The organism is Niabella hirudinis (assembly GCF_051201075.1).
Lineage (GTDB): Bacteria > Bacteroidota > Bacteroidia > Chitinophagales > Chitinophagaceae > Niabella > Niabella hirudinis.
Genome location: NZ_JBPEHJ010000002.1, coordinates 136,767 through 159,230, shown reverse-complemented (window position 1 = coordinate 159,230; position 22,464 = coordinate 136,767). Strand labels below are relative to the sequence as shown.

Sequence of the window (22,464 nt, the reverse complement as noted above, 5' to 3'; positions counted from 1 at the left end):
CCAGGACTTTTATGACGTTTTAATTGCGAACGTTGCGTATTCATTGTGCCATAGCGGTTAGGTGCTAACTCCGTTTTTCAACCCCAGGGAAATATCCTATCTTCCCGCAAACAATTATCGCCTTGGAATTCCCGGTGTACCTGCATATTGGAACGCATACCATCCTCTTACACATGGTAACGGAGATCGTCAGTTTTTTTATTGCCTTTCGCTTTTACCGGTACCTGAAAAAAAAACAGGGAGATGCTATTACCGGCATCAACAGGTTGTATATTTTATTGGGTGCTACAATGGGCGCCTTACTGGGCTCCAGGATCCTGGGCGGACTGGAGGATCCCCTGGCCCTCGCTGCCAGCGCCTCGCCCCTGCGCTATTTTTATATGAACAAAACCGTTGTGGGAGGCTTTTTGGGCGGACTGGCCGGTGTGGAAGGAATGAAAAAATTGATTGGCGAAAAACAGCGCAGCGGCGACCTCTACACTTACCCCATCATCCTGGGGTTAGTTATTGGCCGGATCGGTTGTTTTAGTATGGGCGTGCATGAAGAAACCTACGGGTTGCCAACGGCCCTCTTTACCGGCATGAACCTGGGAGATGGCTTGCTGCGGCATCCCGTGGCGCTGTACGAAATCATCTTCCTTCTTTTACTGGTCGTGTTGATCCGGTGGATCTCGCTGCGGTTTCCGGTAGACAGCGGTGCACTTTTTAAGCTCTTTATGATGGGCTACCTGCTGTTCCGTTTTTTGCTGGACTTTATAAAGCCGCATTATACCTGGCCGGTAGGATTATCGTCTATACAAATAGCTTGCTTACTCGGATTATTATATTACATTCGGTATATTGTTCAACCCAAAAAATTATTAACACCCCATGCCGGTTCGTCCTTACACTTACTGTGACTTTACGATCAGCCTTTGCAGCACCTGCCTGAAAAGGGTGGATGCCAAAATTGTTTTTGAGAACGGTAAGGTGTATATGCTTAAAACCTGCGTGGAGCACGGGTTTGAGAAAGTGCTGATTGCCACCGATGTGGAATATTATAAAAATATCCGCAATTATAATAAGCCATCAGAAACGCCGCTGCAGTTCAATACAAAAACGCATTATGGTTGCCCCTATGATTGCGGGCTTTGTACGGATCATGAACAGCATAGTTGTTTGACTGTGGTGGAAATTACTGACCGCTGTAATCTTACCTGCCCCACCTGCTATGCCATGAGCAGCCCTCACTATGGCCGGCACCGCACTGTTGATGAGGTAGAGCGTATGCTGGATGCTATTGTGGCTAACGAAGGGGAGCCCGATGTTGTGCAGATCAGCGGCGGGGAGCCCACGCTCCATCCTGATTTTTTTGAGATTCTGGATATTGCCAAAACCAAACCCATTAAGCATTTGATGGTGAATACCAATGGCATCCGGATTGCAAAAGATAGGGAATTTGCAAAAAGGCTGGCTTCTTATATGCCCGATTTTGAGATCTACCTGCAGTTTGATTCCTTTAAACCGGAGGCACTGATACAGCTGCGCGGAAAAGACCTGCTGGAAACAAGGAAAATGGCCCTGCAGCATTTAAATGAACTGAACCTCTCCACCACCCTGGTGGTAACCCTGCAGCAGGGCGTAAATGATGATGAGATTGGTGCGATCATCGATTATGCGCTCAAACAGCCCTGTGTACGGGGCGTTACCTTTCAGCCGGTACAGATCGCCGGCCGCACGGAAAACTTCGATCCGGCGGTGAACCGCATTACCATGACGGAAGTACGGCAAAAAATCCTGGATCAGACCACTGTGTTTAATGCTAATGACCTCATACCGGTACCTTGCAACCCGGATGCGCTGGTGATGGGCTATGCGCTCAAATTAAATAACCAGGTATTTCCGCTGACCCGTTATATTGATCCGGTACAGCTGCTGGATAACTCGAAGAATACGATTATCTACGAGCAGGACAATGCGCTGAAGGAAAAGATGATCAATATTTTCAGCACTGGTATTTCGGTGGACCGGGTGGAAGAAAACATGAACCAGCTTTTATGTTGTTTGCCTCAGATACAGGCGCCGGGGCTTACCTATAACAACCTGTTCCGGATCATCATTATGCGGTTTATAGATGCTTATGATTTTGATGTACGGGCCATCAAAAAGAGCTGTGTGCATATTGTACATAAAGATGGACGCCTCATTCCTTTTGAGACCATGAATTTATTTTACCGGGATGAGAAGGAAGATTATGTAAAACAATTACAGGAAAAGGTGGAGCGCACGATCATTTAAACTATGGACGGTCTATTCATTTTTATTTTATTTGCGGTTCCAGTAGTTTGTATTTTTCTGGTGCTTATTGGCATCATAAATCTATTTTCAAGGGATGCGGAAACAAGAAGATCCGGCTTGCGGTTATTGCTTATCACTGGTATTATTTTGGGGGTAGTGCTTCTAATAGGGTTCTCGATTTGTTCCGGCATATTCACAGAGAGACGATAAAAATAAAAAACATCATGGAGGAATTAGGTTTGTTTATATTGATCGGGGGACCCATTGTGGGATTGATCCTGATATTGGTTGGAATCATCCAGCTTTTTGGGCATGAGGCAGCTGTGCCCGGACGCAAAACGGTGCTTATTGGCTTTATCACGCTTGCCCTATCGGCACTGATCGGGTTTTCGATTTGTAGTGGTATGTAGTCAGGGCATGAGGTAGCAAACCCCCTCAAGGGCCAGGTCTGTATTGGGGAAAACGTCCCGGGTTTCTTTTTCAAACGCATCCAGTACATCATAGCGGCTGCTGAAGTGACCTACCAGCAATTTTTTAACGTTTGCTTTTTTAGCCAGAGTGGCGGCTTGTTTGGTGGTAGCATGAAACCGTTTCACCGCCTGCTCTTTAAAGTTTTCGAGATAGGTGGTTTCGTGGTAAATCATATCTGCGCCTTCAATATAGGGGATCAATGTTTCATCATACCGGGTATCGGCACAGAAGGCATAGGTTTTCCCGTTAGGCGCTTCCGTGGTCAGCAGCTCGTTTTTGATGACCCGGCCATCGGGGCCTTCATAGTCGTTTCCCTGCTGAAGTGCCTCAAACCAGCTATGATGTATATGATGCGTCTTTACTGCTTCGGGATTGATGCGCCTCGGGTTCTTTTGCTCCTTAAACACAAATCCAAAACATTCGATGCGGTGGTCGGTTTTAAAACAGGTGATCTTCACATTGTCAACCGTCATTAAATAGCCGGGGGCCTTTATCGGGTGAAAGTGCAGGGCATAGGGCATTTGTGTATCGGCCAGTCTGAACTGAAGTTCGAGTACTTCCTGCAAAGCCGGGGGCCCCACAACATATAAGGCTTGCTGCCGGCCCAGCAGGGCAAAGGAATTGAGCAGGCCAACCAGTCCGAAATAATGATCGCCGTGGAGATGCGAAATAAAAATATGCGAAATGCGGCTGCGGCGGATTTTGTAGCGGATCAGCTGTATCTGGGTACCTTCACCGCAATCGATCAGGAACTTTCGGTTGGGCATCGTGAGTACCTGGCTGGTGGGGTGCCGGTCAAAGGCGGGGACCGCCGAATTATTTCCCAGTATCGTCACGCCTAACATCCCGTTAAACTTTTTTTGAGTCGAATTGTTTATTCATTATCCGTCTCCGGAAATTCGATATCCTCTGTATCCAGCAGTTCCCGCTCAATCTCCTCCATCTGTACAATGTCCCAGGCTTCGCTCTCGGTAGGTGTAATATTCAGCAGTTCATCCAGCTCGTTCTCTGCCAAAAATGCGTTTACCGTTTTTTGTATATTGCAGGTCACAAAAGAGGCATTGTTTTCATAAAAGGTTTGCTGTATTTGCAGCAGTTTAGCCGTAGCGGCGGCATCTATTTCTTCCACCTGGTGCAGGTTCAGTACCACATTCTTTATGTCGTTTTGCAAAAAAGGAAGCAACACCGATTCCATTTCATCTGTCATTGTAGCAGACAGAACAGGCTCATTTGGCGTGATGGCGTGAAATTTCTCTTTGGTATCTATTTTGACCTGCATATAACGTGAATTTGGAATAAATATGCTTAAATTACAAGTAAATTTAGTGCCAAATATATTTGTTAATATTGTAAATAAACATTTTATCTAAATATGGATAATAATTTTTCATCTCAGGTAAAAGAGATCATTTCCTACAGCAGGGAAGAAGCCCTGCGCCTGGGAAATGATTTTATTGGTACAGAGCACCTGCTGTTGGGCCTCATCCGGGAAGGAGATAATACTGCTATCCGGATCCTCAAAAGCTTTAATGTGGATATTTTTGAGCTGCGGAAAGAAATAGAGCTGGCAATAAAAGATAAAACAGGCAAAAATATTGCAAACATTAACAGCCTTCCCCTCACAAAGCAGGCAGAGAAAGTGATCCGTGTTACGGTTCTGGAAGCCAAGGCGCTGAAGAGCAACCTGGTGGAAACGGAACACCTGATGCTTTCTATTTTAAAGAACAAGGAAAACATTGCAACGCAAATCTTAAATCAATTTGATGTGGACTATGATCTGTTTCGCCAGGAATTAGGCATCGTAAAATCAGGAGAGCCCCGCGCCGAGTTTGGTGAAGAAGGGGAAGAAGAGTTTGAAGAAGAAAAAAAGTATGCGCAGTCGAGAGCGGGTGGTTCAAAAGCGGCGGCCAAAAGTAAAACCCCGGTGCTGGATAATTTCGGTCGGGATGTAACCAAGCTGGCAGAAAGCGGTAACCTGGATCCCATTGTTGGCCGCGAAAAAGAAATTGAGCGGGTATCGCAGATCCTCAGCCGCCGGAAAAAGAATAACCCCATCCTGATTGGTGAACCCGGTGTGGGTAAAACCGCTATTGTGGAAGGACTCGCACTGCGGATTGTACAGCGTAAAGTGAGCCGCGTATTGTTTGACAAGCGCGTAATTTCGCTGGATCTGGCTTCACTGGTGGCCGGTACCAAGTACCGCGGTCAGTTTGAAGAGCGTATGAAGGCCATCATGAATGAGTTGGAGAAGAACCGTGATGTGATCCTGTTCATCGATGAAATGCACACCATCGTGGGTGCCGGAGGTGCCAGTGGCTCGCTGGATGCCAGCAATATCTTTAAGCCGGCGCTGGCCCGTGGAGAACTGCAGTGCATTGGGGCTTCTACCCTGGATGAATACCGTATGTATATCGAAAAGGACGGAGCGCTGGACCGCCGGTTCCAGAAAGTAATGGTAGATCCGCCCAGTGTGGATGAAACCATCCAGATATTGAACAATATTAAGTCCAAGTATGAAGACTTTCACAGCGTAACCTATAGTGATGAAGCCATTGATGCCTGCGTAAAGCTAAGCGACCGCTACATTACCGACCGCTTGTTGCCCGACAAAGCGATTGATGTAATGGATGAAGTAGGGGCAAGGGTACACTTAAAAAATATAAACGTACCACCCAATATTGTGGAGCTGGAGAAGAAGATTGAAGAGGTGAAGGAAGAAAAGAATAAGGTGGTAAAGAGCCAGAAATTTGAAGAAGCCGCGTCCCTGCGGGATACAGAGAAGAAGCTGGCGGAGGACCTGGAGCGGGCAAAAGCGGCCTGGGAAGAAGAAAGCAAACACAAACGGTATCCCATCGATGAAGAGGCGATTGCCGAAGTGATCAATATCATGACCGGTATTCCCGTTCGTAAGATGGTGGAAGCCGAAACCGAAAAGCTCCGCAAGATGTCGGAAGATATGAGGGGTATGGTGATCGGTCAGGATGAGGCTATTTCAAAAGTGGTGAAAGCTATCCAACGCAATCGTGTGGGCTTAAAAGATCCGAAGAAACCCATTGGTACCTTCATTTTCCTGGGGCCTACCGGTGTGGGTAAAACAGAGTTGGCCCGTTCACTGGCGCGTTACCTGTTTGATTCGGAAGATTCGCTGATCCGGATCGATATGAGCGAATACATGGAGAAATTTACCGTGAGCCGTCTGATTGGCGCTCCTCCGGGATATGTAGGATATGAAGAAGGGGGACAGCTGACAGAAAAAGTACGGCGCAAGCCATATAGTGTGATCCTGCTGGATGAAATTGAAAAAGCCCACCCCGATATTTACAATATCCTGTTGCAGGTATTGGATGATGGTGTGCTGACCGATGGATTGGGACGTAAGGTGGATTTTAAGAATACCATCATCATCATGACTTCAAATATTGGTGTACGCCAGCTGAAGGACTTTGGTGCAGGTGTTGGTTTTGCCACCTCGGCAAGGGTTGAAAATGAAGATGAGGAGAACAAGGCGGTGATCGAAAAAGCGTTGAAGCGTACCTTCTCGCCCGAATTCCTCAACCGGATTGACGATGTGGTTATCTTTAACAGTCTCACAAAAGAAAATATCTTCAGCATTATCGATATTTCCATGAAAGGCGTGCTCAAACGCGTGCAGAACCTGGGCTATGGCCTGGAGCTGAGCGAAGAAGCCAAAACCTTCCTGGCCGACAAGGGGTACGATCAGCAGTTTGGGGCACGCCCGCTGCACCGGGCCATTCAGAAATACCTGGAAGATCCGCTGGCAGAAGAGATACTGAACATGCACGTAAAACCGGGAGATATACTGTTGGTGGATTTTGATAAAGAAAAAGAAAAGTTATTCTTTACGGTAAAGGATCCCAAAGAAAATCCCCAGGAGGCGTAAAAACACGTTACTACTTAATGGTTAATAACAACACCCTGCAACTGTGGGGTGTTTTTTATTGGAAACAATGGTTGAGTTTTTTCCTAATAAAAATGGAAAAAAGTCTGTAATTTTAATGAATGATCCAGGGCGCCTTAAATAGCAAGACCAGCAGGGGCATTATAGATGCGATACCTCCGGTGTCGGATTATATGCAGGTATATCATTACACCAACAGTCATGATATTGGCAAGCAATACCTTCAGTTGCTGGATGAACTGGTTCAGGTAAACGATGAAACAGTTGCCGGATGGTTGAACGTTAATCCAAGAACCTATCGGAACTACAAGCAGCAGGATCAGGAACTGAAGGGAAATATTAAGGAACATATTGTGCTGTTGCTGGCACTGTACAAACGGGGGATCGAGCTATTTGGATCGGCAGTAGGCTTTAAAACCTGGTTAACAGCAAAAAATCATCTCCTGGATGGGAAAATGCCTGCGCAATTTTTAGATGCATTTTCAGGCATTCAGTTTATTAACAGCAGACTTACGGCAATGGAGTACGGCGAAAATGTCTGACAATGCTGGTGTACAATATAAGACGGGCAAAGTATGCGGGAAGTTTAACGGCTTCCGGGGTTGCTAACCGGTGGAACATGGAAGAAGAATTTGTTATTTATACGGGCTGTAGCAGGGCATTGTCCGTGTTGGAGATCGTAGTACACAGGAGTGGTATTGTATTGAATGAACCATATAGGCTGCTTGTTATAGAAATCAAAGAGACCCCCGCTGACATATTGGAATTGAAGCCGGATCAGCTTCCGGAAAAATGGAGGTCGTTAGTTGCGTACCCGAAGTTACAAGGGCTGGGGTCAGATTGGTATCAAGGTAATAAGCAGCTATTGTTAAAAGTCCCGTCTGCCGTAGTCCCGATGGAGTATAATATTCTAATAAATACCCGGCATCCAAAATTTAACACACACGTGAGGTTAAAGGATACCGAAATATTCGATTGGGATGAACGGCTATTCTAAGAGGGATGCACCACTTCCGGGTACTCTTTTTTAAGCCGGGCATCCAGCACAAAAGTACCAAAGGGCAGGAGCGATGCGATAAAAGCAAGTACCGCTTTTCCAAAACTCCATTTAAACCCCACCCATACTTTTAACAGGTAAATGCAGAAAAGTACAAAAAGCACTCCATGCGCCCATCCGATGTATTTGACTCCTTCGGGTATTTGGGCAAAGTATTTCAAAGGCATGGCCACCAGTAATAAAACAAGATAGGAGATTCCTTCTAAAAAGGCGATCTGCATAAATATCTTCAGGTTCTTAAGCGAACGGTTCATCGTGGTCATATTGTTTCAAGGAGAACAGTTGTCTGGTTAAAAAGTTCAACAGGATGCAAAAAAATTACAGCGGATTCTATAGGCCTGACCGGCGTAGTGGAAAAATGGTTATCGGGATGTATACTTCCGGAATGATGGGGTTGGTGCAACGCCAGTATGAAAGCCTCGTATTCAACATTGTTCGCGGGCAGGAGCCGGTTGGTGCAACGCCATTGGCGGCATAAACTGGTATTATAGTGTAACAATACGGCAAATTTTCCGTTATCATTAAAAGAGAGGAGATAAAGCGGGCATAGCCATGCAACGATCTGCCGCCGGGCCTCGTTTAAAAAGAGTACCTTTGAATGGAGCGGCAGGTATTTGCTTCAGATGCTGAAGCAGTAAAAGACATAACATGAAAGAGGAGAATTTTATAAACCGGGTTGTTCCCAATATTTATTCGGATGACCTGGAACAAAGTAAGGCTTTTTATCACGGATTTCTGCACATGGACATCATCATGGATCGGGGGTGGGTATTAACCTTTGCCTCCCGCACCAACCCAACAGCGCAAATTAACGTGTTGGAAAACCAGAGGAAAGAAGTGCTCAACAATGACCGTATCTTCCTGTCAATTGAAGTGTCCGATGTGAACAGCATGTATAAGAAGGCAACAGAACAGGGATTGGATGTTGTTTATCCCATTGCCAATGAACCCTGGGGTGTGCGTCGCTTTTTTGTAAAAGATCCAAATGGGGCTACCATTAACCTGTTATCGCATAGTAGCTGAACCTTTTACCCCATTGTTTCCAATAACCGGTGAATCGAAGAGCGCATTGGCAATGGAACTACACGCAAGGGCCTGCCAGTATTGGTTTATCGCAAATTCGGTGAACTTTCCGGTGGAGCATCAGCAGGAAATTGTGGTAAACTAACTATCCCGTATTTTGACGGATATTATTAAAACGAATTTGCTATATGAAATGGATCATTACGAGTTTGCTGTTTTCTGTTGGATTTTACCTGCCGGGTTATAAACCCGTTTCACAAAACCCGGTTCCGGTTGTGATAAAGTCGGCCATCCGCACAGGCGCCGACCAAACAGAAAAATATCTTCCCTATTTAAAAGGCAAGCGGGTAGCTGTACTGGCCAACCCTACGACCATTATCGGGCACCGCCATTTGGTCGACAGCTTGCTAAAAAGAGGCGTGCAGATCGTAAAAGTATTTGGGCCGGAGCATGGCTTTAGAGGGAATGCCAGCAATGGCGCCACCGTAGGCGATGAAACCGATCCGGAAACGGCCATTCCAATTATTTCGCTTTACGGGAAAAAGCGAAAGCCCGGTAACAGTGATCTGAAGGATGTGGACCTGGTGATTTATGATGTGCAGGATGTGGGCTGCCGTTTTTATACCAATATAAATACGCTCCGGGATATTATGGAAGCCTGTGCGGATAATAACAAAGAGTTAATGATCCTGGATCGCCCCAACCCCAATGGCTATCTCATTGATGGGCCCGTGTTGGATATGCGCCTGAAATCCGGGATCGGGCAGTTTCCTATTCCCATTGCACATGGATTGACCGTTGCCGAATTTGCGCAGATGGTCAATGGCGAAGGATGGACGTATAATAAGAAAAAGTGTCAACTGAAAATTGTTCCGGTTGCTAACTATAACCACAATATGGAGTATGTATTGCCGGTAAAGCCATCGCCTAACCTCAATACGCAGCAGAGTGTGCTGCTTTATCCCGCTACCTGTTTGTTTGAAGGAACGATCATGAATCACGGAAGAGGAACACCATATCCCTTTACTATTTTTGGAAGCCCGTTGTTAAAGGGAACCTACTCTTTTTCCTTTACGCCCGTAAGCATTCCCGGTATGAGTGAAACACCCTTGCATATGAACAAAGTTTGCTATGGGATCGACCTGAGAAATTACGATGTCAGCAGACTCCGGAAGGAACGCCGCATTAACCTGGACTGGATGATGGAGCTGTACAAGGCATATCCCGATAAGGAACATTTCTTCGACCGTAGCCAGAGCAACCAGATCGGCAGTATTGACGGACTGGCCGGCGTGTATGATTTTAAAAAGCAGATCATCGCCGGAAAGTCTGTAAAAGAGATCCGCGAGTCCTGGGAGCCGGGATTGAGTGCGTATAGGAAGATGCGTAAAAAATACCTGCTTTATGCAGACCGGTAAAGCAGCCGCTGTTACTACGTTTCCCGGGATAAATACTGCATTTGGCTTCCAGCCCTTCGTTGATAATGATCGGCGATCGGTAAGCGCGGGGTCCGGCTCCTTTTACTTTCATGGGGCTATTTTTTTAAAACGAGCACCGTAAGGATCACGATGGTGGCCAAAAGGGTTATCAGCACGAGCAGGTTATAGACTTTCATAACTATAATTTTATAAACTGGTAGTAAAGTATTTTGGATAGCAACGGCCTTTTTTGTTCTGCTTCGATGTGTTGTAGGAAGCGCGCTTTTTTGTCGGGTGCTTCCTGCCGGATCTTTGTATTATACAGCAGCTGGCGGTTATAGGGCAGGCCAAGTGCGTAATCGAGGTCAAAAGATTGTTGATACTTAAGGTTGTATTTGGTAACGATCCAGCTCCAGTTTATGGTGCAACCAATTACCAGCGTGGAATAAAACACCCACAGCATCCGGCTGGCGAGGTAAGTATTGGTTCTCTTGTTTTTGATCTTTATGATGGTAAATAGAAGTCCGGCAATGCAAAGTAACAGGAAGATGTAAACTCCGATCCGTTTAAACGTAAGCCCGTAGGCTTCTATATACTGGTTGTTCTTTAAAACCACAATACCGGCCAGGAAAAGATTCAGCAGGATCCAGGTATATGCGCTGTTCCGGAGGAAGCGTGCTTTTATATCAAAATTCAGGCTGCCTTTAAAAAACAGCATGATCACCAGGATCGCCATTACAATCGAAAAGATGAGCAGGTATACCCGCTCGTGTAACGCACCGCTCAGGCTGCCGCCGGTGTTCTTATTGCCAAATTGTTCTATGCAATAGGTGATAATAAAAAACAAGACAATTATGTTCAGTACTATCATCGAGATCTCCGCGCTGGTTCGGTGAAATCCGGCGTCTGGGCTCTGCCGGTCCTGTAAGGACAGTTCATAAGCCTCCGGGAAATGATCGTTGAGCTTGTTATTGATCAGCAATAGTTGTGCCGGCACCCAGTAATGAACAAAGCAAAACATCAGGAAGAAGCCCAGGGCCGCCAGGAAACCGATCTGTAAAAGATCAGCATTCCAGCTGATATGAAAGAAAGATTGGAACAGGTCGCTGCTGGAACTGTAGATAAGAAGAAATATGGCAGCCAGTGCCGCGGGGATCAGGAAATAGTAAATGGCTTTTTTATAAATGGCCGTGGTAAAAATCCCTTTGACCGGCAACCAGCTCGTAAGTACCGGTGCCCTGAAAATAAAACTGATAAAATTGGCTGCGCCTGCAAAGGGCACCAGCAGTATATTAATACCCGGTTGGTGTGCCTTGCATGCCAGCAGGATCAGTGATGCAAAGATGGCCAAAAAAGAAACCGGGTCGCCGTACCAGGCAAAAGAACCTGCAGCAATACCCAGCGCCGCGGTCAGCCACCAGAAGGCTTTTGTGTGATGCTCCCCTTTTGTGGTCAGGAATATGGCAAGCCATGAGATAAGGGTAAAGATGCCAAAATTTAAACCGGGCTCCCGGTTGTAAAACAGTGCTACAAACGCCACGATGCCCATAAACAGAATAAGGTTCTTCTTCATTTTTTTTATTTTAAAAGTGCTTTGAATTGCAAAGTATAAGCGTAAAAAAAATTATTTTAATAAGTGTTCCAATGCATTAATATGCTGCGTGAAGGCCTCCCTCCCCGCACGGGTGATTTTGTAGGAGGTTTTTGTTTTTTTGCCCACAAATTCTTTTTTCACTTCGAGGTATTTTTTGTTTTCCAATGCGGTAATATGGCTGGCCAGGTTACCGTCTGTTACCCCCAGGTGTTCTTTCATTTCCAGAAAGTCTACCCAGCCATTTACTGCCAGTACCGACATGATCCCGAGTCGCACCCGGCTTTCAAAATCCTTATTTAATTTTTCAATAATGCTCATGATATTCCGCTACGGTCTATTTATACTTTTTGTACATCAGCAGGCCGTAGATGATGTGCAAGATGCCAAATCCCAGCGTCCAGAATATCAACCCGTAACCGGGGATGAAAGATGCGATGATCCCCAGGAATACTTCGCAATAGCCCAGATACTGAATATCGGAAAATGTATACCTGGCGGCGTTCACCAGAGCCAGTCCGTAAAAGAGCAGAGTAGCCGGAGCAACAAGCCCGAAGAGCCCGTGGTAGAACAGTGCCATGCAAAACAGACCTCCAGCGATCAGCGGTACCAGGAGGTGACCCAGCAATAACCGGGTAGTGCTGGTCCATATCTTTAACCCTTTTCGCCTGCTTTTTTGAATGGTAAAAAGGATGCCGGCCCCTATTGCCGCAAACAGAATCACGATGGCTAACAGGAAGAGCTTCCATTCCAGCTCATAGTTGTAGGCATACAGGTTGCCGGAAAAATAATCGATATTATGTTGCTGAAACAGGCGGTAAGCGATGGCTGCACCAATCAGTGCGATGGTACCCGCAGCTACACCGGATAGTCCGTTAAGCGAAATAAAACGCGAGGAGCGTTCCATCATCTGGCGGATATGCTGCAGGTCCTCTTTTGGGTCGTTCATTTTAAAAGTGCTTTGAATTGCAAAGTTTGGGATCTGTTTTTTTATTACCAAATTTATTTTCGGGTGGCCCGGCCCCCGGGAGTAGTTGGGCTGCAACAGAAAAAGGCTGGAAACTATTATTGCAGACTCCGGCGCTTTAAAAAAACATTGCTGAATCAACGCCGTTTCCTTAGCGGTTTTTATGTTTGCCACAGAGGCTCAGAAGCGCAGGTTTTTGATATGCCGCTTTGCAAAAACCTTTTGCCGGAACGAATCTGTCCCCAGGGACCATCAGTGTTTCAGTGCTTCAGTGGCAAACATAGGAGGCACTGATTGCGCCTGAGGCCCCCTCTCTGTACTATAGCGGGGGCTTGCCCGGCTACTGCCATAAATTTCCTACAGGTACCGCTTTAAACGCTTCTCCGAATCCGGTAACCTGGTCACCAGTGTACAGCACAATACCTTTTTGAAATTTTTTGCCGGCAAGCGTTGCCAAACGTTTGAGCCCGTTAAAGTCGGCCGCATTTACTGAGGCTTTGGATTTTATTTCGATGCCGTATAGCTGTTTCTTCCGGTCTTCCAGTACCAGGTCTACTTCCGCACCGCTGTGCATACTGAAGTGGTAGGCTTTTAATGAAAGGCTGCTCCAGCTTAACTGTTTCAGGATTTCCAGCGTAACAAAGTTTTCAAAAAACAAACCGGCCGTGGTTCTGTTGCTGAGGAGGCTTTCTGCGCTTTCTCCCATCAGGTGGCAGAGCAGTCCGGTATCGTTTAGCAATACTTTTGGCGATTTTACAAACTGTCCCTCTGTGTTGGGTGTCCAGGCCGGAATTTTTACCAGGAGGAAAACGTGCTCCAGTAAAGCCATATAGCGCTGAAACGTGGTGTTTTTGATACCGGCCAGTCGCGCAATGTCGGAAAAATTAACCGTGCTGCCGGCTCTTGTTGCCAGCAGGTGCAAAATATTGGGCAACTGCGTAAGACCTTCAATGTTGGAAAGTTCACGGATGTCCTTTTGTAAAACGGCGGTCAGGTAGGCTTCAAACCACCGGTCGCGCCGGGTTTCAGTAGTACGTAAAACAGCATCGGGGTAGCCGCCGGTCTTGATTGCCCTAACGGTGTCCTCCCAGTTTATTTTTCGGTTTTGATAGGGGGTGTCGGGGTCTGTCACGGCTTTCAAAAAAGGGGGATCGCTCCCTCGTAACTCTGTTTGTGATAATGGCCATAGTTGGTGCATTTCGATCCTGCCGGCTAATGAATCGGCCATTCGGGGCAGGGCGATAACATCTGCAGAACCGGTGAGGATGTACCTGCGTGTTTTCCTGTTTTCATCCACCAATTTTTTAATTGGCAGAAAGAGTTCAGGTACCCGCTGTATTTCATCAATAATGACCTGTTCGCCCAGGTCGAGCAAAAAACCAGTGGGATCTGCCTGGGCTGCCGTCAATGTAGTAGCATCATCAAGGGTGACAAACCGCCCGTTAAAAATACCCTGCTCCATTAACTGCTGGCAAAAAGTGCTTTTACCCGTTTGGCGGGCGCCATTGATAAGGATAACCGAGGTGTCTTCAAGGGCTTCCTTTACCGGGCCGGCCATATATCGTTGATACATCTTTAGCGTATTTTTAGCACGAAAGTACAAAATAATGGATAAATTTTGTCCATTTAATGGGTAAATTTTGACTGTTTAGTGGGTAAATTTTGTCCATTTAGTGGGTAAATTTTAAATCATTTATAGGTGAACTTTGGTTTGTCGCTCGTAGGCAACGGTACTTTTCCTGAACACGAAGTATTTCAAACTGATCAGCGAAGCAACGATAATCCCGAAAACCTTCGGGATGGAAAATGTTACGTGCCCAATGCCATCCGCGTTCCTTTCGTCTGGTCCTTTTCAGCTATTTTTGCAGCCTATGGCTAACAAAAAGCAGAAGACAATAAAAGAGGAGCCCATCATCCTGGTAACCAATGATGACGGAGTTGCTGCTGCCGGCATCCGTAACCTGGTGGAGGCGGTAAGAGGGCTTGGAAAGATTGTGGTAGTAGCGCCGGATAAACCGCAGTCGGGTATGGGACATGCGATCACCATCGGGCATCCGTTGCGCCTGTATGAAGTAGATTTGTTTGAAGGGGTGCGTGCTTTTTCCTGCTCCGGCACTCCGGTGGATTGTGTAAAGCTGGCCGTGGATAAGATCCTGCATCGTAAGCCCGATATCTGTGTGAGCGGCATTAATCACGGAGCTAATCACAGCATCAACGTTATTTATTCCGGCACCATGTCGGCCGCTATGGAAGCGGCCATCGAAAGCATTCCGGCTGTTGGCTTCTCCCTGCTGGATTACGGGGCCGAACCGGATTTTACAGCATCCCGGCAATACGCCCGGCTGATCGTGAAAAAGATGCTGCGGAAAAAACTGCCCCAGCATTTCCTGCTGAACGTAAATATTCCCAAAGCGCCGGCAGAGGAACTCAGGGGATATAGGATCTGTAAACAAGCCTATGCCAAATACCAGGAAAAATTTATTGAACGCAAAGATCCGCATGGACGAAAATACTACTGGCTTACGGGAGAATTTGTCAATTTTGATAAATCAAAGGACACGGATGTGTGGGCATTGGCCAACAACTATGTAAGCGTGGTTCCGGTGGAGTTTGACCTTACGGATTATGGATTGAAACAGAAACTGGAAAAAGACTGGGGGAGTCAATTTGAGTATGTGGGAATGTGAAAATGTGAGGATGTGGAAATTTGGAAATGGTTCATGGCTGATGGCGGGTAGTCTAAATGCTAATGGCATTGTCTGACATTGCATCTGTATTAAGCGTTAAGCTGCGCATTGAACGTTCAGCATCAAAAAACAAATTATATGCGCAAATATTATATTGTTGCTGGTGAGGCCTCCGGTGACCTGCACGGGGGCAACCTGGTGACAGCACTCAAGCAACTACAGCCCGGGAGCAGGGTCCGTGGCTGGGGAGGGGATAAGATGCAGGCCGCAGGTATGGAGCTGGTAAAACATTACCGCGATCTGGCTTTTATGGGATTTGTGGAAGTGGTGATGAATCTGAAGACCATTTTGAACAACCTCCGTTTTTGCAAAGAGGATATCCTGGCGTTTAAACCCGATGTATTGGTGCTGGTGGATTACCCGGGTTTTAACCTGCGCATTGCCAGATGGGCAAAAGAGCAGGGTATTAAAGTGGTCTATTATATCTCTCCGCAGGTGTGGGCCTGGAAGGAGGGACGGGTAAAGATGATGAAGCACTGCATTGATAAAATGCTGGTGATCCTGCCTTTTGAAAAGGCCTACTATCAAAATAAATGGAACTGGTCGGTAGACTATGTGGGGCATCCCCTCATTGAAGAAATTGACCGGAAAAAAAAGGCGGGAACCGACCTGGTGATTCGTAATGCAGCAGGCACTCCGGTAACGAAACCCATCATTGCCTTGTTGCCGGGCAGCCGTAAACAGGAGATCGAAAAAAAGCTGCCGGTAATGCTGGCCGTAAGTAAGGAGTTTCCTGACTACCAGTTTGTAGTGGCGCAGGCTCCGGCTGTAGAGGATGCGTTTTATCAGCAATTTACCGGGCAATATCCCAATGTCAGTATCGTAAACAACCGTACCTATGACGTCTTGCTGCAGGCTACGGCAGCATTGGTGACTTCCGGAACGGCAACGCTGGAAACGGCCTTGTTTGGGGTACCGGAGGTGGTTTGTTATAAAGGTTCCGAGATCAGTTACCAGATCGCCAAACGGGTAATCAGCATTAAATATATTTCACTGGTAAACCTGATTATGGATAAACCCGTGGTAAAGGAGTTGATCCAGGGAGAGATGAACACGGCTAATATCACTAACGAGTTAAACGCCCTGTTATTTGATGAAGCAAGAAAAACCGCGTTAAAAAAAGATTATGACGCACTGCACCGGATCCTGGCAGCAGAAGGAGAGGCCTCCCGGAAGGCCGCCGCCATTATCACAGCGTTCAGCGCGTCAGTAGCCGGATAATGATGAAAATAATCGCGAGCAGGAATAATAAGATGCTTAACCGGTTAATGCCATGCATATAACCCACCCACTTGCTTTTAGGAGTATTCGGATCTTTCTTCTTTAAGAAGAGATACTGTGCTATTTGGTCCCAGATGCCCATTTTACGAACGGTTTAAAGTATAAAGGTACGATATTGGGCTGTTAGCTTCCTGGCTTTCAGCCGTCAGCGATCAGCGATCCGTTGCCGGCGTCTATGCTGAACGCTAAACGCTGAATGCTGCGTGCTGAATGGCTAACGCCTGGTAGCTGAAAACAGTAATTCCTCTTTAACTGATCAACCTGTCAACTTTTCAACCTAAATTTGCGGCCTATGGCAACGGATAGCAATAAATTTCAGGCGATTATATCGCATTGTAAGGAATACGGATTTATTTTCCCCAGCAGTGAGATCTATGATGGATTACAGGCTGTGTACGATTACGGTCAGTGGGGAGCCGAATTAAAAAAGAATATCAAGGACTACTGGTGGAAATCGATGACGCAGATGCAGGATAACATTGTAGGTATTGATGCGGCGATCTTTATGCACCCGACTACCTGGAAAGCCAGCGGGCACGTAGACGGATTTAACGACCCGATGATCGACAATAAGGATAGCAAGAAGCGTTACCGGGTAGATCACCTGATCGAATCGCATACCGACCTGTTAAAGGCCGATGGTAAGGAGGCCGAAGCAGCTGCGATTATCAGCGAAATGGAAAAAGCAGATGCGGCCGGCGACCTGGTGGCGTTGAAAAAGATCATTGACGACAATAAGATCAAATGCCTTGTGAGCGGTACTGCTAACTGGACGGATATCCGTCAGTTTAACCTGATGTTCTCCACCGAATTTGGATCGACTGTTTCTTCTGAAGACGAGAATAACAAAGTATACCTGCGTCCGGAAACGGCTCAGGGAATATTTGTGAACTTTTTGAACGTGCAAAAGACCGGTCGGATGAAGATTCCTTTTGGCATTGCGCAGATTGGCAAGGCCTTCCGGAACGAGATCGTTGCCCGCCAGTTCATTTTCCGCATGCGGGAATTTGAGCAAATGGAAATGCAGTTCTTTATCAAACCCGGTACTCAGAAAGAATGGTATGAGTACTGGAAGCAGGAACGCTTAAAATGGCACCTGGAGCTGGGTGTTCCGCAAACAGAATACCGCTTTCATGACCACGTAAAGCTGGCGCACTATGCAGATGCCGCCTGTGATATCGAATACAATTTCCCGATGGGCTTTAAAGAACTGGAAGGCATTCACAGCCGTACAGATTTTGACCTGAGGAACCACCAGGAGTACAGCAAAAAGAAAATGCAGTATTTCGATAACGATATTGATCCCGAAACCGGGAAGCCGGTTGGTAACTATATTCCCTATGTGATTGAAACCTCCATCGGGCTGGACCGGATGTTCCTGTCCATGGTTTGCTCGGCCTATACAGAGGAAGATCTGAGCACGGCTGAGAAGCAGGATAGCCGGGTGGTGCTGAAGTTTCCGGCCAAATTAGCGCCTATCAAACTGGCCGTGTTCCCGCTAACGAAGAAGGACGGGTTACCGGAGATTGCACAGGGGATCATGACAGAACATCGTGCTGATTTTAAATGTTTCTACGAGGAAAAAGATACCATTGGTAAACGCTACCGCCGTATGGATGCACTGGGAGTACCCTTTTGTATAACGGTGGATCACCAGACAAAGGAAGATAATACGGTTACCATCCGTCACCGCGACAGCATGGAGCAGGAGCGGATTCCTATCGACAGGATTGGGGAACTGGTGAGTGCGGCCATAAAATAAGAATTACCCAAAGAACGAATCATAAAAAGACAACACATCTGGTTTTGCGGATGTGTTGTCTTTTTTACAACGAAGTAGTTTGAACTTTTTCTCCAAAAAATCGGATCGTCTGATTTTCCCGCTGATTTTAGACGGATGCAATACACCGCTGATTACCGCGGATTTATTTTCTGCGATCCCGAAGTTTCCTATTGTGCGGACACATCTCCTGAAAATAATAGCATTGCCTGATGCTTTGCCATCGCCGGATCTGTGACCGTTTAATAGCGAATATCATTGAAATAGCATGAAATTGAAGGAGCTATAATATCCCCCGGAGCCTGCACTGAGTTTACCCGAAGGGGCGGGCATGTGCGTCAAGATAAGAAAAGACCTATTCCCATAAAATGCAGCAGCGTAGGCCTTTCAGATCCAAAAGACCTCATCTCTTAATGGCAAACAGGCGCAGCGCGCCGTTAACCCTTATAACTATGAGTATCTAAAACTTCTCTTAGCCGCAGCGCGGCGGTAATTTCGTACGCGGGGCTTGTACTACCCGCAATGATTACCGGTGCGCTGCACCTTTATAACCCGTATTGTCGTTTACTAACAGGATCAGCGCTGCGCTGCAGCTCCCAGGGGCAAAAGTCAACTTGCTACCCATGCACTTTGCGGAATGAAAGTCTGTGTTCCGATGCATTCCATCATATGTTACAGGCTCCCCATCGTAGTCTTTACTCGTGATAACCGTTCAATCTAAAGAAATGTGTCCACACAATAGGAAGTTTCGGGACTGCGCAAAAAATTGGCGCAAATCTGCGGGAATTATGCGCGCGTTCAAAAGTTTAAAAAACTTCAACAATTTGCGTACTTTGCAAAAAAGCGATTTATGAGAAAATTCCTGTTTATTTTAACAACGGCACTATTTACTGTAAATATGATGAATGCACAATCAATTACCGGTTCCTGGAAAGGAGCCCTGAATGTTCAGGGGGCAAAGATCTCCCTGGTCTTTCATATAAAAAATGAAAACGACAAGCTGGTAACTACAATGGATAGCCCGGAACAGGGCGCCAGTGGTATCCCTATTGACAGTACCGGTTTTGCGGATAATAAGCTGAGTCTTGCTGTAAAAGCCGCCGGTATCAGTTATAGCGGTACCCTTAACGGCAATACCATTACCGGTGATTTTAAACAGGCGGGAATGACCCTCCCTTTGGTTCTTACAAAAACGGTTCTTACAAAACCCGGAGATACAACATTGCCTTCATCTGAGGCCGTATTAGCGAAAATCATGGCGCAGGACAAGGGCAATTATAAATACAAGGTGGAGGATTATTTTGCCCGGCCCAGGTCATCGCAATTCCAGCTATCGCCCGGAGGTAAATACCTTTCTTATATGGAGAAGGACGATGCTGGTAAACGCCATGTATATGTAAAAGAAATAACAACGGGCAAGATAAGCCGGGCCATTGAAGAAAAAGAAGAGCTAATAAAGGGATACGGCTGGATCAATGATGAGCGGCTGGTTTATTCGATGGACAAGGGCGGCAATGAAAATTATCATATTTATGCGGCCAATGTGGATGGCAGCAATGTATTGGACCTAACGCCTTTTGACGGTGTGCAGGCAGGCATCGAGCGGATCCTGAAAGATCAGAAGAACTACATGATCATTTCAATGAATAAGGATAATAAACAGATCTTTGAACCGTATAAAGTAAACGTTGTTACCGGCCAGCTGGAGAAACTATATGAAAATAAAGATGTGAACAATCCCATTGCCGGTTATGATTTTGATAAGGACGGTAATCTGAGAGGGTTTGCAAAAATGTTCCAGGGCGTAAAAACACAGTATTTTTATAAACCGTCCGGCGCTAAAGACTATGAATTGTATTTTACAAATAACTGGGATGATAATTTTAATATTATCTCGTTTAGCTATAACCCGGCAAATTCTGATGAGGCCTATGTTTTAACCAACCTGGATTCTGATAAATCACGTATTATTTTATACGATTTTAAAAAGAAAGAAAAGATCAGGGAAGTGTTTTCTAACAAGGATTATGATGCGGGTGGCCTGGGTCTTTCCCGTAAACGGAATTATGAAGTAGACTATTATTCCTACGAAGGCGAAAAAGAAGAAGTAATCCCTGTAAGCGCATTGTTTAAAAAAATGAGCGCTAACCTGAAAAAGGAATTCAAGGCTTACCAGTTTGTTATTACGGGTAAAACGGATGATGAAAGCAAATACCTGGTGTATGTGACCAGCGACCGGCTGGTGGGGAAATACTATATCTACGATGTGGCTTCCGGTAAGACCAATTTTTTGTATGACTTAATGCCACAGCTGAAGGAAGCTGATATGGCTGTAATGCAGCCCATTACCTTCAGAAGCCGCGATGGTAAAACGGTGCATGGTTATATTACGCTTCCGGAGGCAGCGCTTCATGGTAAGAAAGTGCCGTTGGTGGTAAACCCTCATGGAGGCCCGCAGGGTATACGGGATAGCTGGGGCTTTAACCCGGAAACGCAATTGTTTGCCAGCCGGGGCTATGCCACCTTACAGGTGAATTTCAGGATCAGCGGTGGCTATGGCAAGGACTTTTTAAGAGCCGGCTTTAAACAGATTGGCCGCAAGCTGATGGATGATATTGAGGATGGTGTGCAGTACGTAGTTGAAAAGGGATGGGCAGATGCGGGCAGGAAAGCCATTTATGGCGGAAGTCATGGTGGGTATGCCACCTTGATGGGGCTGGTGAAAACGCCGGACCTGTATACCTGCGGGGTAGATTATGTAGGCGTGTCGAATATAGAAACCTTCTTTGCCTCCTTTCCCGAGTACTGGAAGCCTTATAAAGAAATGGTAAAACAGATCTGGTATGATCTGGATGATCCGGAGGAAGCAAAGATTGCGAAAGATGTTTCGCCGGTTTATCAGCTGGATAAAATCAAGAAACCATTGCTGGTGGTACAGGGTGCCAATGATCCGAGAGTGAATATTCATGAGTCGGACCAAATCGTAAAAGCCCTTCGTGCCAGGGGATTTAACGTGCCTTATATGGTGAAATACAATGAGGGACATGGTTTTCAAAGAGAGGAGAACCGGATCACGTTTTATAAAACAATGCTGGGCTTTTTAGCACAATATTTAAAGTGATGCACTACCCTGAATTAATACAATCGGGCATGTATGGCCTTTTATGACCTTTCTAAAGCAGCCCGCACGGCGCTTGTTGAAAAGATCCGGAATCAGCTGGAGCAGGCCATGCGATGTGGTAAGGGAAGGGACTGCGTACCTTATTTCAATGATGCCGATACCTATATCCGTAAAGCGGCCTACCTGGGCACAGGGCGGCTTTATGTTGCGGAGCCGGATCAGCGGACTGCTGTTTTAAAAGTACTGGAGCAGCTGTTAACGCATGAAAGTTTCTATGTACGCCAAACGGTGGTAAATGCAGCGGGTGAAATCGGAAAAAATGATTTTAAGGTCGTTCAAACCTTTTTTGATAAAGGATTGTTTGATAAACACCATTCGGTAAGGAACGCGGTGATTGGGGCCGTGAAAAAAATGGGAGAAGCCAACCCGGAACCGGTGCTGCAATGGGCCCGGCGTTATCTGCATCACGAAGACAAAGAGATCCGCCGCGAAATATGCCATGGCATTGAACTGCGCGGCCGCAAATATCCGCAGGATATTTTACCCCTGTTGAAAGAACTGGAATTTGACAAAACGGCCCGTGTACGAAATACCCTGGTACATGTGCTGGGGCAGATCGCCTATAAAAAAGGATGCCTGCCCATTGTACTGTCCAACCTGAAATCCTGGAAAAACACAGCCTTGGTGGCCGATGCACTGGAGGAGATTATAGATGTGCATGCACGATATAAAAACTTTGCAGTGCTTACACAGGATGAAGCAAGGGGAATGGTTGCGGAGTATTTCAGCTTCTGAAAGGAACCGGCGGAGCA

Annotated in this window: 23 protein-coding genes; 15 read left to right on the top strand and 8 right to left on the bottom strand. The window is 46.3% G+C overall.

The window, feature by feature from the left end; genetic code table 11:
• Window positions 1–122 precede the first annotated feature (122 nt).
• From GGU45_RS04015 to GGU45_RS04005, 3 genes are all read left to right on the top strand, one after another.
• Entirely contained in the window at window positions 123–899 is a 777-nt protein-coding gene (locus GGU45_RS04015; RefSeq protein ID WP_435222246.1) for a prolipoprotein diacylglyceryl transferase, read from the top strand.
• A complete protein-coding gene (locus GGU45_RS04010) occupies window positions 871–2,277 on the top strand; it encodes a radical SAM protein (protein WP_435222245.1) in 1,407 nt (468 codons plus the stop codon). Before GGU45_RS04015 ends, GGU45_RS04010 begins: the two co-directional genes overlap by 29 nt.
• A gap of 224 nt (window positions 2,278–2,501) precedes the next feature.
• Window positions 2,502–2,687, top strand: coding sequence for a hypothetical protein (locus tag GGU45_RS04005; protein ID WP_435222243.1), 186 nt, complete (start codon window positions 2,502–2,504; stop codon window positions 2,685–2,687).
• Here GGU45_RS04005 and GGU45_RS04000 read toward each other — a convergent pair whose 3' ends face one another.
• Both GGU45_RS04000 and GGU45_RS03995 read right to left on the bottom strand, forming a co-directional pair.
• Window positions 2,688–3,593, bottom strand: coding sequence for a ribonuclease Z (locus GGU45_RS04000; RefSeq protein WP_435222242.1), 906 nt, complete (start codon window positions 3,591–3,593; stop codon window positions 2,688–2,690). It abuts the gene before it with no gap.
• Window positions 3,594–3,622: 29 nt separating this feature from the next.
• The gene (locus tag GGU45_RS03995) at window positions 3,623–4,027 is read right to left on the bottom strand and encodes an STAS domain-containing protein (protein WP_435222240.1); all 405 of its coding nucleotides are present in this window, start codon (window positions 4,025–4,027) and stop codon (window positions 3,623–3,625) included.
• Between the two features lie 93 nt (window positions 4,028–4,120).
• On the opposite strand from GGU45_RS03995, the gene GGU45_RS03990 reads away from it, so the two are divergent.
• The 3 genes from GGU45_RS03990 to GGU45_RS03980 all read left to right on the top strand — a co-directional run bounded on the left by GGU45_RS03990 (window position 4,121) and on the right by GGU45_RS03980 (window position 7,664).
• A complete protein-coding gene (locus GGU45_RS03990) occupies window positions 4,121–6,649 on the top strand; it encodes an ATP-dependent Clp protease ATP-binding subunit (protein WP_435222238.1) in 2,529 nt (842 codons plus the stop codon).
• 119 nt (window positions 6,650–6,768) lie between these two features.
• Window positions 6,769–7,209 carry an antitoxin Xre/MbcA/ParS toxin-binding domain-containing protein gene (locus tag GGU45_RS03985; RefSeq protein WP_435222236.1) on the top strand — a complete coding sequence of 147 codons (441 nt, stop codon included), beginning with the start codon at window positions 6,769–6,771 and terminating at the stop codon, window positions 7,207–7,209.
• 2 nt (window positions 7,210–7,211) lie between these two features.
• Window positions 7,212–7,664: an RES family NAD+ phosphorylase gene (locus tag GGU45_RS03980; protein ID WP_435222235.1), complete on the top strand. Its 453-nt coding sequence runs from the start codon at window positions 7,212–7,214 to the stop codon at window positions 7,662–7,664.
• Here the strand turns inward: GGU45_RS03980 and GGU45_RS03975 are convergent.
• The gene (locus GGU45_RS03975; RefSeq protein WP_435222233.1) at window positions 7,661–7,978 is read right to left on the bottom strand and encodes a DUF3817 domain-containing protein; all 318 of its coding nucleotides are present in this window, start codon (window positions 7,976–7,978) and stop codon (window positions 7,661–7,663) included. The genes GGU45_RS03980 and GGU45_RS03975 overlap by 4 nt on opposite strands.
• A 53-nt stretch (window positions 7,979–8,031) precedes the next feature.
• On the opposite strand from GGU45_RS03975, the gene GGU45_RS03970 reads away from it, so the two are divergent.
• The 3 genes from GGU45_RS03970 to GGU45_RS03960 all read left to right on the top strand — a co-directional run bounded on the left by GGU45_RS03970 (window position 8,032) and on the right by GGU45_RS03960 (window position 10,165).
• Window positions 8,032–8,202, top strand: coding sequence for a hypothetical protein (locus GGU45_RS03970; protein ID WP_435222232.1), 171 nt, complete (start codon window positions 8,032–8,034; stop codon window positions 8,200–8,202).
• Window positions 8,203–8,372: 170 nt separating this feature from the next.
• Window positions 8,373–8,747, top strand: coding sequence for a VOC family protein (locus GGU45_RS03965; RefSeq protein WP_435222230.1), 375 nt, complete (start codon window positions 8,373–8,375; stop codon window positions 8,745–8,747).
• A gap of 188 nt (window positions 8,748–8,935) precedes the next feature.
• Complete coding sequence (locus GGU45_RS03960; RefSeq protein WP_435222229.1) at window positions 8,936–10,165, top strand: exo-beta-N-acetylmuramidase NamZ family protein; 1,230 nt, start codon at window positions 8,936–8,938, stop codon at window positions 10,163–10,165.
• A gap of 199 nt (window positions 10,166–10,364) precedes the next feature.
• Here the strand turns inward: GGU45_RS03960 and GGU45_RS03955 are convergent, their stop codons facing one another.
• The 4 genes from GGU45_RS03955 to GGU45_RS03940 all read right to left on the bottom strand — a co-directional run bounded on the left by GGU45_RS03955 (window position 10,365) and on the right by GGU45_RS03940 (window position 14,296).
• Entirely contained in the window at window positions 10,365–11,738 is a 1,374-nt protein-coding gene (locus tag GGU45_RS03955; protein WP_435222228.1) for a DUF4153 domain-containing protein, read from the bottom strand.
• 51 nt (window positions 11,739–11,789) lie between these two features.
• Complete coding sequence (locus GGU45_RS03950) at window positions 11,790–12,077, bottom strand: winged helix-turn-helix domain-containing protein (RefSeq protein WP_435222226.1); 288 nt, start codon at window positions 12,075–12,077, stop codon at window positions 11,790–11,792.
• Window positions 12,078–12,093: 16 nt separating this feature from the next.
• Window positions 12,094–12,705: a hypothetical protein gene (locus GGU45_RS03945; protein ID WP_435222224.1), complete on the bottom strand. Its 612-nt coding sequence runs from the start codon at window positions 12,703–12,705 to the stop codon at window positions 12,094–12,096.
• Between the two features lie 358 nt (window positions 12,706–13,063).
• Window positions 13,064–14,296, bottom strand: coding sequence for an ATP-binding protein (locus GGU45_RS03940; RefSeq protein ID WP_435222222.1), 1,233 nt, complete (start codon window positions 14,294–14,296; stop codon window positions 13,064–13,066).
• A 126-nt stretch (window positions 14,297–14,422) separates the two neighbouring features.
• On the opposite strand from GGU45_RS03940, the gene GGU45_RS03935 reads away from it, so the two are divergent.
• From GGU45_RS03935 to lpxB, 3 genes are all read left to right on the top strand, one after another.
• Window positions 14,423–14,602 carry a hypothetical protein gene (locus GGU45_RS03935; RefSeq protein ID WP_435222220.1) on the top strand — a complete coding sequence of 60 codons (180 nt, stop codon included), beginning with the start codon at window positions 14,423–14,425 and terminating at the stop codon, window positions 14,600–14,602.
• Window positions 14,595–15,410 carry a 5'/3'-nucleotidase SurE gene (surE, locus tag GGU45_RS03930; RefSeq protein WP_435222219.1) on the top strand — a complete coding sequence of 272 codons (816 nt, stop codon included), beginning with the start codon at window positions 14,595–14,597 and terminating at the stop codon, window positions 15,408–15,410. The genes GGU45_RS03935 and surE overlap by 8 nt, the downstream gene beginning before the upstream one ends.
• Before the next feature lie 138 nt (window positions 15,411–15,548).
• Window positions 15,549–16,691 (top strand): lipid-A-disaccharide synthase, encoded by a 1,143-nt coding sequence (gene lpxB, locus GGU45_RS03925; protein WP_435222217.1) that lies wholly within the window; start codon window positions 15,549–15,551, stop codon window positions 16,689–16,691.
• On the opposite strand, the gene GGU45_RS03920 is transcribed toward lpxB, so the two are convergent.
• The gene (locus tag GGU45_RS03920; protein ID WP_435222215.1) at window positions 16,669–16,833 is read right to left on the bottom strand and encodes a DUF6728 family protein; all 165 of its coding nucleotides are present in this window, start codon (window positions 16,831–16,833) and stop codon (window positions 16,669–16,671) included. The two genes, lpxB and GGU45_RS03920, sit on opposite strands and share 23 nt — an antisense overlap.
• Window positions 16,834–17,043: 210 nt before the next feature.
• On the opposite strand from GGU45_RS03920, the gene GGU45_RS03915 reads away from it, so the two are divergent.
• The 3 genes from GGU45_RS03915 to GGU45_RS03905 all read left to right on the top strand — a co-directional run bounded on the left by GGU45_RS03915 (window position 17,044) and on the right by GGU45_RS03905 (window position 22,447).
• Window positions 17,044–18,513, top strand: a complete 1,470-nt coding sequence (locus tag GGU45_RS03915) for a glycine--tRNA ligase (protein WP_435222213.1) — start codon at window positions 17,044–17,046, stop codon at window positions 18,511–18,513.
• An 868-nt stretch (window positions 18,514–19,381) separates the two neighbouring features.
• Complete coding sequence (locus GGU45_RS03910) at window positions 19,382–21,652, top strand: alpha/beta hydrolase family protein (protein WP_435222211.1); 2,271 nt, start codon at window positions 19,382–19,384, stop codon at window positions 21,650–21,652.
• A gap of 33 nt (window positions 21,653–21,685) precedes the next feature.
• The gene (locus GGU45_RS03905) at window positions 21,686–22,447 is read left to right on the top strand and encodes a HEAT repeat domain-containing protein (protein ID WP_435222210.1); all 762 of its coding nucleotides are present in this window, start codon (window positions 21,686–21,688) and stop codon (window positions 22,445–22,447) included.
• Window positions 22,448–22,464: the final 17 nt, after the last annotated feature.

What these genes read in the sequence shown, in the direction of transcription:
- GGU45_RS04010 (WP_435222245.1), top strand. Translation starts at nt 871, where the DNA reads ATGCCGGTTCGTCCTTACACTTACTGTGACTTTACGATCAGCCTTTGC.
- GGU45_RS04005 (WP_435222243.1), top strand. Translation starts at nt 2,502, where the DNA reads ATGGAGGAATTAGGTTTGTTTATATTGATCGGGGGACCCATTGTGGGA.
- GGU45_RS04000 (WP_435222242.1), bottom strand. Translation starts at nt 3,593, where the DNA reads ATGTTAGGCGTGACGATACTGGGAAATAATTCGGCGGTCCCCGCCTTT.
- GGU45_RS03995 (WP_435222240.1), bottom strand. Translation starts at nt 4,027, where the DNA reads ATGCAGGTCAAAATAGATACCAAAGAGAAATTTCACGCCATCACGCCA.
- GGU45_RS03990 (WP_435222238.1), top strand. Translation starts at nt 4,121, where the DNA reads ATGGATAATAATTTTTCATCTCAGGTAAAAGAGATCATTTCCTACAGC.
- GGU45_RS03985 (WP_435222236.1), top strand. Translation starts at nt 6,769, where the DNA reads ATGATCCAGGGCGCCTTAAATAGCAAGACCAGCAGGGGCATTATAGAT.
- GGU45_RS03980 (WP_435222235.1), top strand. Translation starts at nt 7,212, where the DNA reads ATGCTGGTGTACAATATAAGACGGGCAAAGTATGCGGGAAGTTTAACG.
- GGU45_RS03975 (WP_435222233.1), bottom strand. Translation starts at nt 7,978, where the DNA reads ATGAACCGTTCGCTTAAGAACCTGAAGATATTTATGCAGATCGCCTTT.
- GGU45_RS03970 (WP_435222232.1), top strand. Translation starts at nt 8,032, where the DNA reads ATGCAAAAAAATTACAGCGGATTCTATAGGCCTGACCGGCGTAGTGGA.
- GGU45_RS03965 (WP_435222230.1), top strand. Translation starts at nt 8,373, where the DNA reads ATGAAAGAGGAGAATTTTATAAACCGGGTTGTTCCCAATATTTATTCG.
- GGU45_RS03960 (WP_435222229.1), top strand. Translation starts at nt 8,936, where the DNA reads ATGAAATGGATCATTACGAGTTTGCTGTTTTCTGTTGGATTTTACCTG.
- GGU45_RS03955 (WP_435222228.1), bottom strand. Translation starts at nt 11,738, where the DNA reads ATGAAGAAGAACCTTATTCTGTTTATGGGCATCGTGGCGTTTGTAGCA.
- GGU45_RS03950 (WP_435222226.1), bottom strand. Translation starts at nt 12,077, where the DNA reads ATGAGCATTATTGAAAAATTAAATAAGGATTTTGAAAGCCGGGTGCGA.
- GGU45_RS03945 (WP_435222224.1), bottom strand. Translation starts at nt 12,705, where the DNA reads ATGAACGACCCAAAAGAGGACCTGCAGCATATCCGCCAGATGATGGAA.
- GGU45_RS03940 (WP_435222222.1), bottom strand. Translation starts at nt 14,296, where the DNA reads ATGTATCAACGATATATGGCCGGCCCGGTAAAGGAAGCCCTTGAAGAC.
- surE (WP_435222219.1), top strand. Translation starts at nt 14,595, where the DNA reads ATGGCTAACAAAAAGCAGAAGACAATAAAAGAGGAGCCCATCATCCTG.
- lpxB (WP_435222217.1), top strand. Translation starts at nt 15,549, where the DNA reads ATGCGCAAATATTATATTGTTGCTGGTGAGGCCTCCGGTGACCTGCAC.
- GGU45_RS03920 (WP_435222215.1), bottom strand. Translation starts at nt 16,833, where the DNA reads ATGGGCATCTGGGACCAAATAGCACAGTATCTCTTCTTAAAGAAGAAA.
- GGU45_RS03915 (WP_435222213.1), top strand. Translation starts at nt 17,044, where the DNA reads ATGGCAACGGATAGCAATAAATTTCAGGCGATTATATCGCATTGTAAG.
- GGU45_RS03910 (WP_435222211.1), top strand. Translation starts at nt 19,382, where the DNA reads ATGAGAAAATTCCTGTTTATTTTAACAACGGCACTATTTACTGTAAAT.
- GGU45_RS03905 (WP_435222210.1), top strand. Translation starts at nt 21,686, where the DNA reads ATGGCCTTTTATGACCTTTCTAAAGCAGCCCGCACGGCGCTTGTTGAA.